This is a genomic window from Henriciella sp. (assembly GCF_029937755.1).
Taxonomy (GTDB): Bacteria; Pseudomonadota; Alphaproteobacteria; order Caulobacterales; family Hyphomonadaceae; genus Henriciella.
This window is the reverse complement of sequence record NZ_JAPYPG010000007.1, coordinates 66,322-83,005: the sequence shown is the minus strand read 5'-3', so window position 1 is coordinate 83,005 and position 16,684 is coordinate 66,322. Positions and strand designations below refer to the sequence as shown.

10 protein-coding genes are annotated in these 16,684 nt (G+C 59.9%); 3 read left to right on the top strand and 7 right to left on the bottom strand.

All coding sequences use genetic code 11. The annotated features are described in order from the left end of the window. Nucleotides 1-224: 224 nt before the first annotated feature. Complete coding sequence (locus Q1K29_RS14765; RefSeq protein ID WP_300395846.1) at nt 225-1,490, bottom strand: adenosylmethionine--8-amino-7-oxononanoate transaminase; 1,266 nt, start codon at nt 1,488-1,490, stop codon at nt 225-227. Nucleotides 1,491-1,579: 89 nt separating this feature from the next. On the opposite strand from Q1K29_RS14765, the gene Q1K29_RS14760 reads away from it, so the two are divergent. Both Q1K29_RS14760 and bioD read left to right on the top strand, forming a co-directional pair. Continuing rightward, entirely contained in the window at nt 1,580-2,701 is a 1,122-nt protein-coding gene (locus tag Q1K29_RS14760; RefSeq protein ID WP_300395845.1) for an 8-amino-7-oxononanoate synthase, read from the top strand. Further along, entirely contained in the window at nt 2,698-3,354 is a 657-nt protein-coding gene (bioD, locus tag Q1K29_RS14755; protein WP_300395844.1) for a dethiobiotin synthase, read from the top strand. The genes Q1K29_RS14760 and bioD overlap by 4 nt, the downstream gene beginning before the upstream one ends. Nucleotides 3,355-3,378: 24 nt before the next feature. Here the strand turns inward: bioD and Q1K29_RS14750 are convergent, their stop codons facing one another. The 3 genes from Q1K29_RS14750 to Q1K29_RS14740 all read right to left on the bottom strand — a co-directional run bounded on the left by Q1K29_RS14750 (nt 3,379) and on the right by Q1K29_RS14740 (nt 9,506). After that, a complete protein-coding gene (locus Q1K29_RS14750) occupies nt 3,379-5,823 on the bottom strand; it encodes a zinc-dependent metalloprotease (protein ID WP_300395843.1) in 2,445 nt (814 codons plus the stop codon). Nucleotides 5,824-5,967: 144 nt separating this feature from the next. Next, the gene (locus tag Q1K29_RS14745; protein ID WP_300395842.1) at nt 5,968-6,990 is read right to left on the bottom strand and encodes a glycerophosphodiester phosphodiesterase family protein; all 1,023 of its coding nucleotides are present in this window, start codon (nt 6,988-6,990) and stop codon (nt 5,968-5,970) included. A 71-nt stretch (nt 6,991-7,061) separates the two neighbouring features. Further along, nucleotides 7,062-9,506, bottom strand: a complete 2,445-nt coding sequence (locus Q1K29_RS14740; RefSeq protein WP_300395841.1) for a TonB-dependent receptor — start codon at nt 9,504-9,506, stop codon at nt 7,062-7,064. Nucleotides 9,507-9,922: 416 nt separating this feature from the next. Here Q1K29_RS14740 and Q1K29_RS14735 point away from each other — a divergent pair, with 416 nt between their 5' ends. Then, the gene (locus tag Q1K29_RS14735; RefSeq protein WP_300395840.1) at nt 9,923-12,193 is read left to right on the top strand and encodes a M3 family metallopeptidase; all 2,271 of its coding nucleotides are present in this window, start codon (nt 9,923-9,925) and stop codon (nt 12,191-12,193) included. Nucleotides 12,194-12,256: 63 nt separating this feature from the next. On the opposite strand, the gene Q1K29_RS14730 is transcribed toward Q1K29_RS14735, so the two are convergent. The 3 genes from Q1K29_RS14730 to Q1K29_RS14720 are packed head-to-tail and all read right to left on the bottom strand — an operon-like array spanning nt 12,257 to nt 16,512. Beyond that, complete coding sequence (locus Q1K29_RS14730) at nt 12,257-13,741, bottom strand: PepSY-associated TM helix domain-containing protein (RefSeq protein WP_300395839.1); 1,485 nt, start codon at nt 13,739-13,741, stop codon at nt 12,257-12,259. A gap of 10 nt (nt 13,742-13,751) precedes the next feature. Continuing rightward, nucleotides 13,752-14,327, bottom strand: coding sequence for a hypothetical protein (locus Q1K29_RS14725; RefSeq protein ID WP_300395838.1), 576 nt, complete (start codon nt 14,325-14,327; stop codon nt 13,752-13,754). A gap of 19 nt (nt 14,328-14,346) precedes the next feature. After that, the gene (locus Q1K29_RS14720) at nt 14,347-16,512 is read right to left on the bottom strand and encodes a TonB-dependent siderophore receptor (protein WP_300395837.1); all 2,166 of its coding nucleotides are present in this window, start codon (nt 16,510-16,512) and stop codon (nt 14,347-14,349) included. Nucleotides 16,513-16,684: the final 172 nt, after the last annotated feature.

Below are 16,684 nucleotides of genomic sequence, written 5' to 3'. Positions count from 1 at the left end.
TTGGAAAGCCACGGCGGCAGGTTTGTGAGCGATTGTGTCGGATGCCGCAGCCACATCCTTCAGTGCGTTTCGAAACCTTTTCGGGTCATTACACCCCACTCGGTGGACCTGGTCAGAAACTGAAAGACTCCCCGAAGCCGCCAGATATTGGGCCTGAAAACTGCCCCTATACGGAGGCCGTGATTGGACCATTTGCATCCAACGATCTTGCCCACTCTTTCAGTCTATCTGACCGTATCTGCGAATTCTGAAATTGCGCCGGTGAGTGTTGCGAGATCCTTTTGCTCGATCACATAGGCGGGCGTGAGATAGACAACGCGGCCGAGCGGGCGAATGAATGTCCCGCGCTCGATAAACCAGCTTCGGGCTGCACTCACGTCGAATTCATCTGCAAATTCAACGGCTGCCACGGCTCCGCAGACACGAACATCAGCGACTTGGGGAAGCTTTGAAAGCGGCATAAGCCTTTCGGTTAATTGAGCTTCTATCGTATTCACCTGCTCGAGGCGCGGCTTCGTTTCGAACAGGTCGAGCCCGGCATTGGCAACCGCGCAGCCGATGGCATGACCTGTGAAGGTTGGGCCATGCATCAGGGCATGATCAACGGAATCTGTGTGGAAGGCCTCATAGACCTTGCGACTGGCAATGGTTGCCGCCAGAGGCGTGATGCCGCCGGTTAGCGCCTTGCCGAGGCACATGATGTCTGGGATCACCCCGGCACGGTCGGCTGCAAACATCGCTCCGGTCCGGCCGAAACCGGTGAAGATCTCGTCGAAGATCAGCAGCACGCCGTGCCGGTCACAGGCCTCCCGCAGGGCTTTCAGGGTCTCAGGCGAATGCATGCGCATTCCACCGGCGCCCTGGATCAGGGGCTCGACGAGAACGGCGGCAATATCGTTATGGCTGGATAGCAGTTTTTCGATGACTGCCGTGCGATCGTCTGTATCCGGAAGGTCCACGACATATTGGTCCGGTACGACGCCGCTGAAGAGACTGTGCATGCCTTCCTCAGGGTCGCAAACCGACATCGTGGCGAAGGTGTCGCCATGGTAACCGCCCTTGAATGAGACAAACCGGGTGCGCCGTTCCCCGGCCAGGTTCATGGCGTACTGTACAGCGACCTTCATCGCGACCTCGACGGCGACAGAGCCGGACTCCGTGAAGAAGGTCTTGTAGAGATCCCCCGGCGCAATCTCCGCAAGGCGTGCAGCGAGCCGATAGGCCTGCTCGTGCGCAAGGCCGCCGAGCATGACATGCGGCATCGTCTCCAGCTGCTCATGCGCGGCCTTGAGCAGGGTGGGGTGATTATAACCATGCACGCTCGTCCACCAGCTGCCGACGCCGTCGATCAGCGTGCTGCCGTCTGCCATTTCAAGGCGTGCGCCGGACGTCGACACGATGGGCGCGGGGCCCGGTTGGGTCTTCATCTGGGCATAGGGCAGCCAGATATGCTCCAGCCCGGTCCTGAACCAGTCATTACAGTCGGCCATGTTTAGTGCTCCTGATGAGGCGGGTGACTTGCGGGGCGTAAGCAGGTCAGTAGGACATGCGCGAGACGAATTCGAGGATACGCCACTTCATGAGTTCTTTAGGGCGACTGACACGCCATGCCGAGGCGCGGCTGGAGCGGCTTCGGGCCGCAGGGCAGCACCGGGTCTTGAGGCCGACGCATCGCGCGACCGACGCTCGTGCAAGCCGGGCGGGCCGTGACCTCATTTCCTTTTGCGACAATGATTATCTCTCACTGTCCTGCGATCCACGGCTCATTCATGCGGCCTGCGAGGCGGCCCGGCATTACGGTGTCGGGGCAGGGGCTTCACGGTTGATCACCGGGGACTGTCCGCTCAATAGCGTCCTGGAACAGCGCCTGGCTGCGATGAAGGGCATGGAGGCCTGCCTTGTCTTCGGGTCTGGCTATCTCGCCAATATCGGTACGATTCCGGCGCTGGTCGGCAGGAACGATACCATCCTGCTGGATGAGTTTTCGCATTCCTGCATGCATGCTGGCGCACGCCTGTCAGGGGCGGAAATCCGTGTTTTCCGGCACAATGATGTGAGCCATGCTGCCGAACTTATGCAGGAAGCCACCGGCCAAATTCTCTTGCTCACCGAGACCGTCTTCTCGATGGACGGTGATCTCGCCCCTCTCGAAGAGCTGGCCGCACTTTGCGAGCGTCATGATGCCTGGCTGATGAGCGATGACGCACATGGTCTCGGAATAATGGAAAAGCCCAATCCGGCGCTGATCCAGATGGGAACCTTGTCGAAAGCTGCGGGGGCTTATGGCGGTTACGTCTGTGCGCCAGCGCCGGTCATTGATATGCTGGTCAGCCGAGCTAGAAGTCTCGTCTATACGACAGGGCTGCCAGCGCCGATCCTCGCTGCCGCCATAACTGCGCTCGACATCATGCATGCCGAGCCCCAACGCGCCGCACAGGCCAAGGCGAATGCCGCGCTGTTCTGCCAGTTGCTGGATCTGCCACCTCCGGATAGCGTCATTGTGCCCGTTATCGTTGGCGAGGAAGCGCGCGCGATGACAATTTCAGCCGCGCTGGAAGCGGAGGGCTATCTCGTTACAGCTATCCGACCGCCTACCGTGCCAGAAGGCACATCACGTTTGCGGGTCACCTTCGCATCAGGCCATTCCGAAGAAGATGTCCGCAGGCTGAGCAAAGCCTTGAGCGCGGTGATGGCGGCATGAAAGCCTACTTTGTTACAGCCATCGGCACCGAGATCGGCAAGACCTATGTAAGCGGCACCCTCCTGCGAGGATGGCGTCAGGCGGGCCACGCCGTTCATGCCTTGAAGCCCGTGATGAGCGGTTTTGGGGAAAAAGAGCTCAAGGTGTCTGATGCCGGCCAGTTACTTGCCGCCTGCGGAACAGCAGTGGACCCCGAAACGGTTTCCCGTATTTGCCTGCACCGCTTCGAAGCGCCGCTGGCACCAAATGTCGCCATGCGGCAGGCGGGCGTGAAGCAGGACTACCAAGCCATCCTCCGCTTCACGCGTGAGCGTCTTGCCAGCGCAACTACGGATTACTGCCTTGTAGAGGGCGCGGGCGGGGTGATGTCACCTCTTACCGATTCAGCGCTACAGATTGATTTCATGGCAGATCTTGGTCTGCCGGTCATTCTGGTTGCCGCGCCCTATCTGGGGGCTGTCTCCCACACCCTTACGGCCATAGATGCATTATCGGCGCGAGGGCTGACGCTTGACCGGCTCATTATTTCGCAGCCTGATCCGGCTAGCCCGGCCCCTTCCTCACTTGGCGAAGAAGTGGCCCTGTTCCGCCAGGTTCGCTACTCTGTGGTGGAGCATGGCGCCGATGATCTTTCCCTCCAGACGCCATATTAGTGGCGCTTGGAAATTTCCGGTCCTTCAAGGAATGTCACAGTGCCAGCAGGTCTCATACGGGCCCATGCCGATCGGGCCGCCGGGCGGAAGCGGCTTTGCTTCTGCGGCCGGTACGTCAAAGGCTTGCGGATCGTCCAGAAACGCATCGATCCGACCGCTGAGCCAGGTCGAATGGTCTCTGCCAAGCCCCATCAATGCTGACGAATAGGCTTTCAGTGCGGCTTGCGTCGCGGACTTGACGCCTGTCGTCGTATCGGCCTTGGCGAGGCCCATGAGTGAGAAAGCATAACGGGCGCGAACGGCTTCGGCGAGCACGCGGCCGCGTGATGAGTCCGGATTGCTCAGGACATGGGTCTGGATGTTTGAGAACATGGCCTGCGCACCCGGATTGCGGGCATCACGACGGTTGAACTCGATTAGCCGCGCGACACGTTCCGGCGCGAGCAGGATGCCAAATGTCATCGCCGCAGCTGTATCGGCCGCAGACGTCACATCGAAAGCTGGAGAGGCGGTGCCCGCAAACAGTTCCCGGTCATTGTCGGCGAGCGTGTAGTTCGCCACGGACGGCGTCAGCAGGTCGAGTACTTCATCGCTGAGATCCAGTGCTGCCGGATCGATTGTCTGCAGAACTGCGTCGAGGGCCGCGCGCTGGCGGGCTGGCCGGACGATCTCGGCGCCCGGCTGGCCGTCACCTCGTAGGCTGTAATTGAAGCTCATCCCGCCGATCAGCTTCGCGGCGGCGGCCGTCTGATAGCGGTGATAGAGATAGATCGGCACGATCACCTTGTTGAGGTCGGCAACCGGCTCGCCTTCGCGCACGCGGTCGCGTCCAAAATTGTCGAGGCCGATACGGCGAACCCGCATCGTTTCGTTCAGCGCCGCGACAGGATCGGGCCCATTATCCCAGATATTCCCTAAAGGATGGCCGGTGGCCGGGCTGCGCGCGTCCTCGTCGGCGACATAGATCAGGCCGTCAGAACGGGCATCCAGCACAAGCTGGTCACGTTCCGCCCTGGTCAGGTCGCCATAGAGCCAGGTGGCGGTAAACTTGTCCCACTCACCAATACCGACACCATAGACCTGACTGAAGTCGAGATCGCCATTGGACACGCGCACATCGGGGGCGGGGTAATCCATCACCGAGCCTTTGCCGTATGTGCTGGCCGCGAAATTGTGCGCGAAGCCGAGAGCATGGCCGATCTCGTGAGCTGATAGCTGGCGGATACGTGCGAGTGCCAGTTCAACAGGGTCTTCCGGCTGCCCCGTCCCCGTTTTCGATGTCCCGGCCAGGCCCTCGAAAATCATTCGGTCCTGACGTACGCGCAGCGAGCCCAGGATAACGTGACCTTTGAGCATTTCGCCTGTGCGCGGATCGGAGATGCCGCCGCCATAGGACCAGCCGCGCGTCTGGCGGTGCACCCACTGGACGACATTGTAACGGATATCCAGCGGATGCGCGTCCTCTGGCAGAATCTCTACGCGATAGCCATCAGGGTATCCGGCGGTCGCGAAGGCATCCCCCCACCAGCGGGCTCCGTCGAGCAGGGCATCCTGGATCGGCTTGGGCGCGCCCGGATCAATGTAGAAAACGATCGGATCAACTGTCTCGCCAGCCGCATTTTTCTCCAGCCGGTAACGACGGGCAAGGCGTGTCTCGACAGGCTCGGACAGGCTGGCGCTGTAATCATAATGAACCTCATCGATCACCCCGGCGCGTGGGTCAGAAGGGAGCGGCGTATAGCCCTCCTCAGGAAGACGCACGAAAGAGTGGTGCTGAACGAGTGTGGCATCACGGCCATTTGCTGCCGTTGTGGAGACTTCGCGCCCAGGATCGTCGCTGCTCAGGGTCAGGAAAACATCAATCTCGACATTGTCCGGGAAGGCGAACACCTTTGACGTATCGACCAGTGTGCGTTCCTCTGCGATCGAGAATTCACCCTGCTCGCTGTCCTTCAGGTGCTGCACAAGGTTGAGGCTGTCACTGGTGAGATAGTCGGTAAGGTCGAAGGTAATGCCGTCGTCTTCGGAGGTGATCTCAGCGCTGCCGACGAAGGAATTGGCGAAACTCTCGCTGACCGCTCGGGCTTCGAGCGGGTTTTGCGGATCGGCACGGTAGGTCTGGTTCTCGACTTCGAGGATGACCCGGTCACCCATCTTGCGGAAGATCATGATCTCCCCGCTGCTGCCCCAGCCTCGATCAAGGCCGACCGGGTTGGAGCCAAGACCGGCGCTCAGCCGGACGCTATGGATCATGCGCAGGAGGATGCCGTCCTCATTCGGCGCAGGCAATGTAGCGAGAATCTTGTTCTCGGATGTGTTGACCTTGAGGTCGATGAAGCCATCAAGACTGGTGATTTCCGGAGCCGGCGTGTCGGAGGACGTGGCCTGTGCCGCAGCGGGAGGGGCGTCGCTCGTGACCTGACAGGCTGCGAGCAGGACCACAGCAAGACTAAAACCAGCAAAACGCATCCACATCTCCATCAGCAATTTCTGACAGCTTAAAGGGGGGCGGTTCCTGTTGTCGACACGGGGTGCGTTGAAAGGTTTCAATTATTGCAAAAGGTGCAACCAGAACAGTTTGCGCCTGGCTGCACCCAGAATGAAAAGGGGATCTTATTCCCCGTCGCGAACCTTGAGCGCGGTTGCGGGATAGTCGGTCCAGACGCCATCCACGCCAGCGCCGAAAAGCGCCTTCAGTTCCGCATCGGCGCTGTCAAAGCCCGGTGCCGGTGCGTCGTCGCGCACGGTGTAGACATGAACCAGAAGGCCCTGCTCGTGGGCTCGGTCCACATAGTCCGTCACTGATCCGTCCTCGGACAGAATTAGCGTCTTGTTTGCGCCAACGCCGGTTGTGTGAATGTCCTCGAGCTTGAGATCCATGCCCAGTAGGGCCGCATAGGGCGGGCCGACGAGATTCTGGATCAGCGGCAGGTCACTCTTCTCTGCCATCTGCTCAAGGAATTGAGGTTCAAAACACTGGATATAGACCGGGATACCGGCCCCCCTGATGCCCTTGCGGTCGAGGGCCTCAAGGATAGGATCGACCATGTCGAGACCAACCGAGGAGAAATAGCTCGGCCACTTTGCTTCGATGTGGAGACCAACAGTCCGGCCAACGGCATCTTGCGCGATGACTAGGTCCAGCACTTCGTTGAAGGTCAGAATGTCGTACAGGTCATTGTATTCCTGGCTGCGGCCGGCGACGCGCTGGCGTGCCTTCAGGGTCTTGATCTCGGCCAGGGTAAAATCATCCGTCCACCAGTCCTCACGCTCGCCGAGCGGTGTCTTGCGTGTGACCTTCCGGTCAGCGAATTCCGGATGGTCAGCCACGTTGGTCGTGTCCGAGAGGTAGGCATCATGGCTTGCGATCAGGATGCCATCCTTGGTCATGGCGAGATCGGGCTCGATGAAATCGGCGCCCTGTTCCATTGCCGCCAGATACGCCTTGGCGGTGTGTTCAGGATAGAGACCACTGGCGCCGCGATGCGCAATGATAATGGGCGGTTCGCCCGTTAGCGTGCTGAAGCCCATCGTTTTGGTTTCGGTAGAGGATGGCCCAGCGATCTGGGAGTCGGTGGGTGTCGGGGCTGCGCACGCCATCATGGCGAGAGAGGCGATCACAATCAGTTTTTTCATGAAAGTCATCCGTGTGGAGATGAATTGAAAGCCCCCGGGGCGGCGAACCCGCCCCGGGGGTGTTGCCCGGGCTAGAACCTTACATAGGCGCCGGCTTTGAACATTTGCGGCTTGCCGCGAATGATAGTGTGAAGGCCGAAGGCGCCGCCGGTATTGCCGACGTCGATCAGGTATTCCTCATCAAAGAGGTTCTCTCCAACTGCGTAGACGCCCCAGCGCCCGTCCGCGGCATCGAAACCACCGCGCAGATTGGCGATCCCATAGGCCTCCTGATACTCTTGGACAACGGTGCCATCAGGATACATTTCGGGCACACGGTCGAATCCGCCATTGCCGTCGGCGACATAGTCGTATCCATTGTCGTCTTCGAAGAAGTGATCATCCTTCCAGACGTAGATGGGCACAATGGAGACATCGCCGTACTGGCCGACAGGGATGGTGATTTCCGAAGCGAGCGAGAAGCTGTGCTCCGGGCTCAGGCGGAAGCTATTGCCGGCGAACTGGAGCGGATTGCCGTCGTCGTCCTCGTCGTCATACTCTGAGTGTGTGAAGGCGTAGGTGGCCAGCAGGCGGACATTGTCACTGAGCAGGGCCTGCCCATCGAACTCGAAGCCATACTGGGTGGCATTGCCCGAATTCTCCGTGATGAAAATGCCCTGGATCGGGTCAAATCGCGTCGTTTGGAAATCCTTGTACTGACCATAGTAGATCGAGCTGGTCAGCTGTAGGCGCTCATCGAAGAAGCGGCCGAAAAGACCCGCCTCGATATTGTCCAGCGTTTCCGCATCGATCACAGCATAGTTTGCCCCTGAGGCAGAAAGCACTTCCGGGCGCCGGCCCCGGCCATAGGCAAGCCAGGTATTGATATTGTCCGACAGGCGGTACGAGGCATTGAGACGCCAGGTGAAGGCGCCATCGGTCTCTTCCGAAGCCGAAACGCGTGTGTTGAGTGTATCGCCGCTGAGCAGGAGGCTTGGCGAAAGGGTCACGCCGTTTAGACCGCCGAGGAAGGGGTTTGATTTCAGAACAGTGCCGCCCGTACTGGCTGCAAGGTCTTCCTTCGTGTAGCGCAGGCCCGCTGTCAGCTCGAGCCGGTCGGTGACGGCATAGGTGACGTCTCCGAAGAGGTCATACGTGTCGCGGTCATCCGTCGATATCTGCTGTTCCAGATGCTCACCATAGAGCGGTACGAGCTGGTTCAGGACAAGCGCGGCAAGCGCTGAGTATTGCAGCGGATTGTCGAAGCTTCCGAAGTTCTCGCCACCCGGTACGCCGGCCTGGGCAAGCAGGAAGGCCGCCTGTTCGACGGTCAAACCAGCGCCTGCAGCAAGGTCAGGTGCAAACAGTGACTGGGCATAGGCCTCATCGGTCGAGAAGAGCAGCCGGTCCCTGCCGCTGATGGTGAAGTAATTGCCGCCGAAGAAGGCCGAAAGCTTCCCGCCGGCATCATAGTTCAGGCGGAGTTCCTGGCTGAACGTGTTGGCCTTACGCGCCTGGTAGAATTGCAGCAGATTGAAGGCAGCCCCGTCGGAGTCCCATGCTTCCTTGGAGATGAGATTGCGATAGTCGGTCAGCGAGGTGAGCGACCACGCGTCGTTCAGGTCGTACTCGACATTGGCCGTGACGTAGAAGAGATCGCGGTCATTGCCGAGCTTCTCGCGTGGCTGGTCGGCATTGATATTCATCGCCGTCGGCCCAAACGGGTCGACGCGGCCATTCACAGGGAAGAAGCCAGAGGTGAACTGCGTACCGGTTGAGTCGTCTTCCTGGACATTCACCCACAGGTCAGCGGTGAGCCTGGAGGTCGGTGCCCAGCGCATGGCTGCGCGGGCGGCCGTTGTATCCTGCCCCATCAGGTCAGGAGAGTTAGCTGTGTTGGGCACATACCCATCCATCCGTTTGACCTGTGCGGCAAGGCGGAAGGCGAGCGTGTCATTGACGGCATAATTGTAGTGACCCTCGCCACGGAAGAAGCTGTAGTCACCGCCTTCAAGCGTCAGTTCACCCTCATTGCCAGCAAGCGAGGCATGGTTCTGGATGAAGTTGATACCACCCACGAGAGCGCCCTGGCCGAACAGTGTGGCTTGCGGGCCCTTGACCACTTCGACGCGTTCCATGTCGTAAATGGCGAGATTGCTGCCGTAACCCGGATTGCCGATGGCGACGCCGTTCTGGAAGAGGGCGACGCGCGGCGTGCCGCTGTCGGAAACAACGCCCCGCAGCGAATAGCTCGGTGCGTTCAAACTTTGCGCCTGGACGTTAAGGCCTGGAACAAAGTTGCTCAGATCCTCAATGTCATCGGCGCCGAGTTTGTCGATAAGCGCCTGATCGGCGACCGAGACGTTGATCGGAACATCAATCAGCGTTTGTTGCTGCTTCTGGGTGGTGACGAGCACCTGTTCAAGCTTGTATTCCTTTTCAATTTTGTTCGTAGGCTGATCTTGTGCCAGTGCTAGGAGGTTGCTGGACATGCCAATTGCTGCGACCGCAGTCGCATAGACATATTTATTTTTCATAGGTTTCCCCTCTAGTGGAACTCCTTTGTCAGGGAGCGGAGGAGGGGTTACTGCTGCGGGGCTACAGCCTCAAATCAATGTTTTATAACACTCGGCATGCGGAGTGAGGACCGGGTTTGACCTCAACTGAGTGGCGCGAGGGCGGGCAGGAATGCTTGGACATTAACCAGTTTAGTAGCCGATCCTGGGGGGCTTCGCGGAGAAGCCGGGTGCGGCCCCTGATTGATCCTTATTCGCCAGTCGTGCAGCGCACGGCACCCAAGCGTATGAGAGGCAGTCACTTCGTCGTGCGGCAGCAAGTCATTGGACGCGCATGACCAACGGGTGCTATTCCGTCCTGACAGTTGTTGATGAAACCATCCCGCCGGCAGTGATCTGTCCCGCCGGCGCTGCATCCAGACCGGGAGATTCGATCCATGAAGTCCACTCTATTCATTGGCGCCTCTGCGCTTGCCCTGACGGCGGTTGCCGCATGCACCACGACGCAGGACAGCCTCGATTCAGGAGAGGCGCAGATCGCTGCAGGGCAGTCTGCAGCTGATACGTCTGATGATAACGAGATGGCTGAGATGAAGGCCGACGCCGACTGGAAGATCCTGCTGGCTGACTGGGATGGGCCTTATGGTGGTGTGCCACCATTCGACAAGGTTGAGGTCTCAATGTTCCAGCCTGCGCTCGAAGCTGCCATTGAGACCGCGCAGGAAGGCATCGACGAGACAGTCTCACAGACCGCTGAACCGACCTTCGAGAACACGATCCTTCCACTGGAGGAGGGCGCCGGAGAAATCATGCGCGTGTCCACTGTTTATGGCATCTGGGCGTCGAATCTGAGTGGTCCGGAGGTTCAGGCCGTCCAGCGTGAAGTTGCTCCGAAGCTCGCCGCCTTCCAGGATTCCCTCTACCAGAACGCTGACCTCTTCGCCCGCATCGATGCGATCTACAATGGCGAGGATTTCGACGCGTTGACGCCTGAACAGCAGCGTCTTGTCTGGGATTACTATACCGACTTCACCCGTGCCGGAGCTGGCCTGGACGAAGCCGACAAGTCCCGCGTGGCGGAGATCAATCAGGAGCTCGCCTCACTCTACACGACCTTCTCCAACAATCTCCTCCATGACGAGGAGGCTTATGTTACCTGGCTAACGGAGGAGGAGCTTTCCGGTCTGCCGCAATCGGTCATCAGTGCTGCAAAGTCGGCCGCGGGGTCGCGGGACAATGAGGGCGGCGACTATGCCATCCTCAATACCCGGTCCTCCATGGACCCGTTCCTGACCTACTCCGACAACCGTGCGCTGCGCGAGGAGGTCTGGCGGACCTATTACAATCGCGGCGACAATGGCGACGCGTATGACAATAATCAGGTCATCGCGGACATCATGAAGCTGCGCGCCGAGCGTTCGGCGCTGCTGGGCTACGACAACTATGCGGCCTGGTCGATCGAGAAAGCCGTCGCCAAAACGCCGGACGCCGCGATGGACCTGATGATGAAGGTCTGGCCGGCTGCCAAGGCCAAGGTCGATTCCGAAGTCGCCGCGATGCAGGAGATCGCAGATGCTGAAGGCGCCGACATCACCATCGCGCCGTGGGACTATCGCTACTATGCCGAGAAGGTCCGCCAGGCGGAATACGATTTCGATTCCGAAGAGGTGAAGCAATACCTCCAGCTTGAGAACCTTCGGGAAGGCATGTTCTGGATGGCCGGTGAACTCTACGGCTTCGAGTTCCAGCCGGTGGACAATGTACCGGTTTTCCATGAGGACGTTCGTGTCTGGGAAGTGCTTCGCGACGGCGAGCATGTCGGCCTGTGGTACTTCGACCCCTATGCCCGTTCGGGCAAGCGGTCCGGCGCGTGGATGAATGCGTATCGCACGCAGGACAATATCAATGGCTACACCACGCCGATCGTGTCCAACAATTCGAATTTCGTGGAAGGCGCCGAAGGCGAACCGATCCTGATTTCCTGGGATGACGCCAGCACGCTTTTCCACGAATTTGGCCACGCCCTGCATGGCCTGAACTCGAACGTCACCTATCCATCCCTGTCGGGGACGGCGGTGCCGCGCGACTATGTCGAGTTCCCGAGCCAGGTGCACGAAAACTGGCTGCCTACACCGGAAGTGCTCCAGCGCTATGCCTTGCATGTGGAAACCGGCGAGCCGATCCCGCAGGAGCTGGTCGACAAGATCGAACGCGCCGCCAATGCGCGCCAGGGCTTCGACACGACGGAGTATCTCGCCAGCGCCCTGGTGGACATGAAACTGCATACGATGACTGATTTCACCGGCTTCGATGCAGATACGTTTGAACGCGAGACGCTCGACAGCCTTGGCATGCCGGAAGAGCTTCCGATGCGCCACCGCATGCCCCAATTCGCACACGTCTTCTCCGGTGAAGGCTATGCGGCCGGCTATTATGCCTATCTCTGGGCCGATACGTTCAGCGCCGATGCCTGGGAAGCTTTTGAGGAAGCGGGCGGCCCTTATGACAAGGAAACCGCGGCGAAATTCCAGAAGTGGATCCTGTCAGTCGGCAATACGATCGATCCGTCAGAGGCCTACAAGGAATTCCGCGGCCACGCGCCGGACACCAACGCGCTGATGCGTGATCGTGGTTTCGGTGTGCCGGGCGAAGCGTCCGGAGCGACGGATATGGATGTCGGTGCCGGCGCGGAGACGCCCGGAGAATAAATCGGGGCATCAGCGAAATCATGAGCGGAGCCGGTCTCACCGGCTCCGCTTTTTTTGTGGGCTTCAAGAGTTGGCCCGGCTGGGCTGCACTCGCTGGGTGCTTGGCCGAAGTCCAAGGGACGCGGCGATGAAGCCGACGGCCGTCAGGCCCAGACCAAGGGTCACCAGCAGGACGTAAAGATTGTCATAGCTGCCACTGAAGCGGGCGATGTGCACAATGATACCCGCAGCAAGGCTCACGACCAGCAGGAGGCGGGACAGGCGCCCTGTCCGCTGCGCATCCGCAATGAAGAGACCGCCGATGCAAAGCGCCAGCGTACCGAGCCAGAAGACCGCCGTCAGCCCTATGCCGCCAAGGCCAAGCAGGCTCACTGTCAGCGTCAGGCCGAGGAGGGCAGGACTCCCCCAGACAAGCGCCGACCAAGCCGATGCCAGGCGCGGCATTGGCCGTCCGCTTTCGGCGCGCTTGAGGAAATAGATGTTCAGACCGGCAGCGATGATGATGCACAGCGCCACGCCGAACACCCAGTAGGCGAGCTTCATCGCTAGCCCGCCAAAATCGCCGAAGTGGAGCCGGTAGGTGGACATGGCGATTTGCTGGCCAGCCGTGCCATCGGTATTCCCGCCCGTTCCGGTGAAGGTGCCGGCCCCGTCGAATTCATAGGTCTCGCCATAGCTCAGGCGGTCATGATGCTCGCCATAGATAGTGATGTGCTGACCGGCTGTGCCCGGGTCATGAATGATGGCGAGGAATGGGTCGGCTTCCGGGGCGATTTCCGGCATGGCGGCAAGTGCTGTGGCGATATTGGCCAACTCCGCCGGCGTGGCGTCCGGCGCAGGCTCCGTTCCGAAGACGGCCTCTGCCAGAACGCGCGTATCGCCATCGAAACTCGTTTGGGCCAGGACCAGTGCGACGACTGAGAAAAGCCCGATCATCGCGCCGGTTGCGGCCACTATGATGGTGAACGGGGCGGTCCAGACGCTGAGACGATTGTGAAGGTCCGCCTGGACAAGCCGTGGCTGTCCCTTGCGGCGAAAGCGGAACGCGTCGCGAAAAATGCGCGGATGGGCGAGGAAGCCCGAAATAACCATTGCCACCAGCATCACACCAAGGATCGCGACGATGATCATGCCAAAACTGGTCGGCAGGTTGAGATAGTAGTGCAGGTGGATGAGGAAGTCGTTCCACGGCGTCTCGTACTCGCCGGTGAGATCGCCGGAAGCGTTTGCGGTCTGAAGTCCGTCATCGCCGCCAGCAACATAACGCGGCCAGTTCGAGCGTGGGAGATAGAGATAGAGATGCGTCGTTTCCGGCTGGGCGGCGATGACACTTTCGGCTGTGGCCTGAGCGGTTTCAGGAGAGACGGTCTGGATCGGCTCGGAAACCGGGTTTTCCCACCAGCCGATCTCGTCCTCGAAGACGGCGACTGCGCCGCTCAGGCAGACAATGAAGAGCACGGCGCTGATCACCAGCCCCATGACGGAGTGGGCCGACAGCGACCGGTCGACCCGCGCTTTGCTCGATTTTGGCCAGATGGAAGACGCCATGTCCTCTCCCTCAGATAAAGGCGATGGCCGCGGTGACAGCCAGGGCCAGGCCAGCATAGGCAGAGCGCCGGCCAGTACGTGGTTCGATGAGCAGCAGGACCGAGACCATCGCCCAGATCAAGACGGCAGCGATGATGGCAATCACACCTGCCGTTGCCGGATTGCCATCGGTCGGGCGGATCAGCTTGAACAGGGCGGCGGACGCCAGGAGGGCGATGACGCCAGCAAGTGGCCCGGTCACAAGAAAGGTCCAGACGCAGGAAAGTCCCTTCCTGATCGGATGGCCTTCCTTTGGTGTCCCGGTATGTTGACGCGTACGCCTTGTCGCCACAGGCGGTGCGATCCCCCGCAGGAGTGGAATACAGAAGACAGCGGTCGCGCCGGCCATGAGAATCACGCTTGCCTGCGCGATGCCCCGGTCTCCATTGGCGAAGAAGGCCAGCAGGACCGATACTGTCAGCAGGCCCCACCCGCCTGCCAGCAAGGTTGGCTGACCTGGGCGCTTCCAGCACGAATAGAGCAGGGCGAGGCCCACCAGACCACTCAGTCCGGCGACCGTCATCATGACCCAGTCGATGGCTGTCATCTGCCTCGCCCCTCGCCGATCAGAACTTGTAGCGGAGATTTGCCACGACCGTGCGGCGTAGCCCCGGGAAACAATCGCCACGCGTCAGACAACCGGTGAGGTATTCCTCATCGGTCACGTTGCGGGCATTGACTGCAAGGTCCCACTGATCCCACTCATAGCCGACCATCAGGTCACCCAGCGTGTAGTCCGGCGTGACATAGCGTACGGTGCCGTTCTCCGAGACCGTTTCACCGACATAGCGGATACCGGCCCCGGCCTTGAAGCCTTCCAGCACACCGCTTGGCCGCCAGGTGGTCCAGAATGAAGCCTGGGTCTCCGGGACGGCCGCAAGTTTGAAGCCATTCGGATCTTCTGCATCGATTGTAGACGCCGCAGCCTGGACAAAGAAGTCGTCAAGCTGAAGCCGTCCTTCGACCTCGAAGCCCTTCAGTTTAGACACGCCTTGCTGCTGTGCGGCATCGCCTGGCAAGCTGCTCGGGTTCGGAAGGTTCGATATCTCGATATCATAATAGGCCGCTGTGATCAGGCCCGGAATACCGCGCGGCTCATACTTGAAACCGGCTTCGTACTGGCGGGCTTCTTCCGGCTCAAGCTGATTTCCAGCGAGGTCCGTTCCGACCACGGTCTCGAAGGATTCCGAATAGCTGGCATAGGGCGCGAAGCCATTGTCGAAGCGGTAGAGAACCCCGAAGCTTGTGGAGATGGCATCATCATCCTGTGTGGCGCCACCGGATTCGTTTTCCACATTGTCGCTACGAATGCCTGCGGTGAAGCGCCAGTCGCCCAGCGAAATCTGGTCGGAGACATAGACACCGAGATCCTTCACGGTCTGCGTCGGTGCATCGTTGTAAATCGCGTCAAACACGCTCTGGTCCGGGGCACCGGTATAGACCGGGTTCTTCAGGTCGAGCACGTAGCGGAAATCGCCTGCTGTCGCGCCGCCCCCGGCATAGTAGGCAGTGTTGCTGTCAGTCTCGACATCCTGGTACTGCACGCCAGCGAGCAGTTCATGCGTCAGGATTCCCGTCTCGAAGTCAGCGCGCAGGCGCACATCGCCAGCCAGCTGGTCAAACGTATTGTCACCTTGGTAGAAGGTGCGCGGTACCGTGGTGTCGGAGAAGGTCAGGCCTTGTGCGTCTGCGGCCGCCTGCAAGGCAGGATTGAGTGCCAGCAAGTCATTGAGATAGCGCGACACGCCAGCGCCGGTGAACAGCGGCCAAGCCTGATGATAGTCGGCTTCGCCCGACCGCCATAGTGCCGTGCCCTCGATCATCAGCGAATCATTGATGCGATGCTCACCGAGCAAGGTCACCTGCTGGGATTCGGTGTCATAGCGATTGAAGCCCGGCTCGCCGGCATAGACTTCCCAGTCGAGATAGGAGCCATCATCGAGCGGGAAGAGGGTGCCTTCGACCGGGATGAACTGCGCGGCGGTATCGCTTTCGGTGTCCTGGGCAAGGCCAATCAGGGTGAACTTGGTATCCACTGTCGGCAGCCATGAGATGGATGGCATGAAGACAGTGGTCTTCTCGTCTACCTCATCGATCTGCGTGCCGGTGTCGCGATAGAGACCAACCAGTCTGAACTGCAGTTTTCCGTCGGTGCCCGCCACCGGGCCTGTAACATCGCCGGCAACTTCGTAGCGGTCAAAATTGCCGACTTCCGCCTGAAGCTCACCGCCGAACGTGTCCTTGGGTGTCTTGGAGACATAGTTGACGATGCCGCCCGGGGAGCCTTGGCCGTAGAGTACTGAGGCCGGGCCTTTCAGAACCTCGACCTGCTCGATCGTATAGGTGTCGGCGCGGGTGGAATTGTAGCTGCCGAACAGTTCCTGGATGGAGTCGCGGTAGCGCGGCAGTTCAAGCCCCCGCGATTGCGGGAAGTCTCCACGCGTGGAGAAGCCATAGGGCTCTGCCGTCACGCCAGCCACATAGGTCAGCACTTGCGAAAGGCTGAGCGCGCCCTTGTCGATGAACATCTCGTCGGTCTCGACCGAGAGAGAGCGGGCCGTCTCGACGATCGGCGTCTGTGACTTGGTGGCACCAAAAGTAGTCGTTCCGGTGACGATCACCGTTTCCTGGCGGTTTTCCGTGTCTTGGTCGCTATCGGCTTCCTGCGCCGTGGCGAGTGCGCCTGCACTGACGGAGAATGTGAGCGCCGCTGCCAGTCCTGCAAATTTCATATGCCCCTCACTGAAGAGAAATTTTTGAGAATGATTGTTAGTTTCAGTCGCGACTAAGCGTCTCGCTTTTGCGAGTCAATCGCATTCTCAAAAAAAGGGCAGGGGCACGGGCTAGTGTGGTGCGGATATTCGCATCTTGGAAACTTTCTTGTGGAAAATAGGGAGGCTGACA

What these genes read in the sequence shown, in the direction of transcription:
- Q1K29_RS14765 (WP_300395846.1), bottom strand. Translation starts at nt 1,490, where the DNA reads ATGGCCGACTGTAATGACTGGTTCAGGACCGGGCTGGAGCATATCTGG.
- Q1K29_RS14760 (WP_300395845.1), top strand. Translation starts at nt 1,580, where the DNA reads ATGAGTTCTTTAGGGCGACTGACACGCCATGCCGAGGCGCGGCTGGAG.
- bioD (WP_300395844.1), top strand. Translation starts at nt 2,698, where the DNA reads ATGAAAGCCTACTTTGTTACAGCCATCGGCACCGAGATCGGCAAGACC.
- Q1K29_RS14750 (WP_300395843.1), bottom strand. Translation starts at nt 5,823, where the DNA reads ATGCGTTTTGCTGGTTTTAGTCTTGCTGTGGTCCTGCTCGCAGCCTGT.
- Q1K29_RS14745 (WP_300395842.1), bottom strand. Translation starts at nt 6,990, where the DNA reads ATGAAAAAACTGATTGTGATCGCCTCTCTCGCCATGATGGCGTGCGCA.
- Q1K29_RS14740 (WP_300395841.1), bottom strand. Translation starts at nt 9,506, where the DNA reads ATGAAAAATAAATATGTCTATGCGACTGCGGTCGCAGCAATTGGCATG.
- Q1K29_RS14735 (WP_300395840.1), top strand. Translation starts at nt 9,923, where the DNA reads ATGAAGTCCACTCTATTCATTGGCGCCTCTGCGCTTGCCCTGACGGCG.
- Q1K29_RS14730 (WP_300395839.1), bottom strand. Translation starts at nt 13,741, where the DNA reads ATGGCGTCTTCCATCTGGCCAAAATCGAGCAAAGCGCGGGTCGACCGG.
- Q1K29_RS14725 (WP_300395838.1), bottom strand. Translation starts at nt 14,327, where the DNA reads ATGACAGCCATCGACTGGGTCATGATGACGGTCGCCGGACTGAGTGGT.
- Q1K29_RS14720 (WP_300395837.1), bottom strand. Translation starts at nt 16,512, where the DNA reads ATGAAATTTGCAGGACTGGCAGCGGCGCTCACATTCTCCGTCAGTGCA.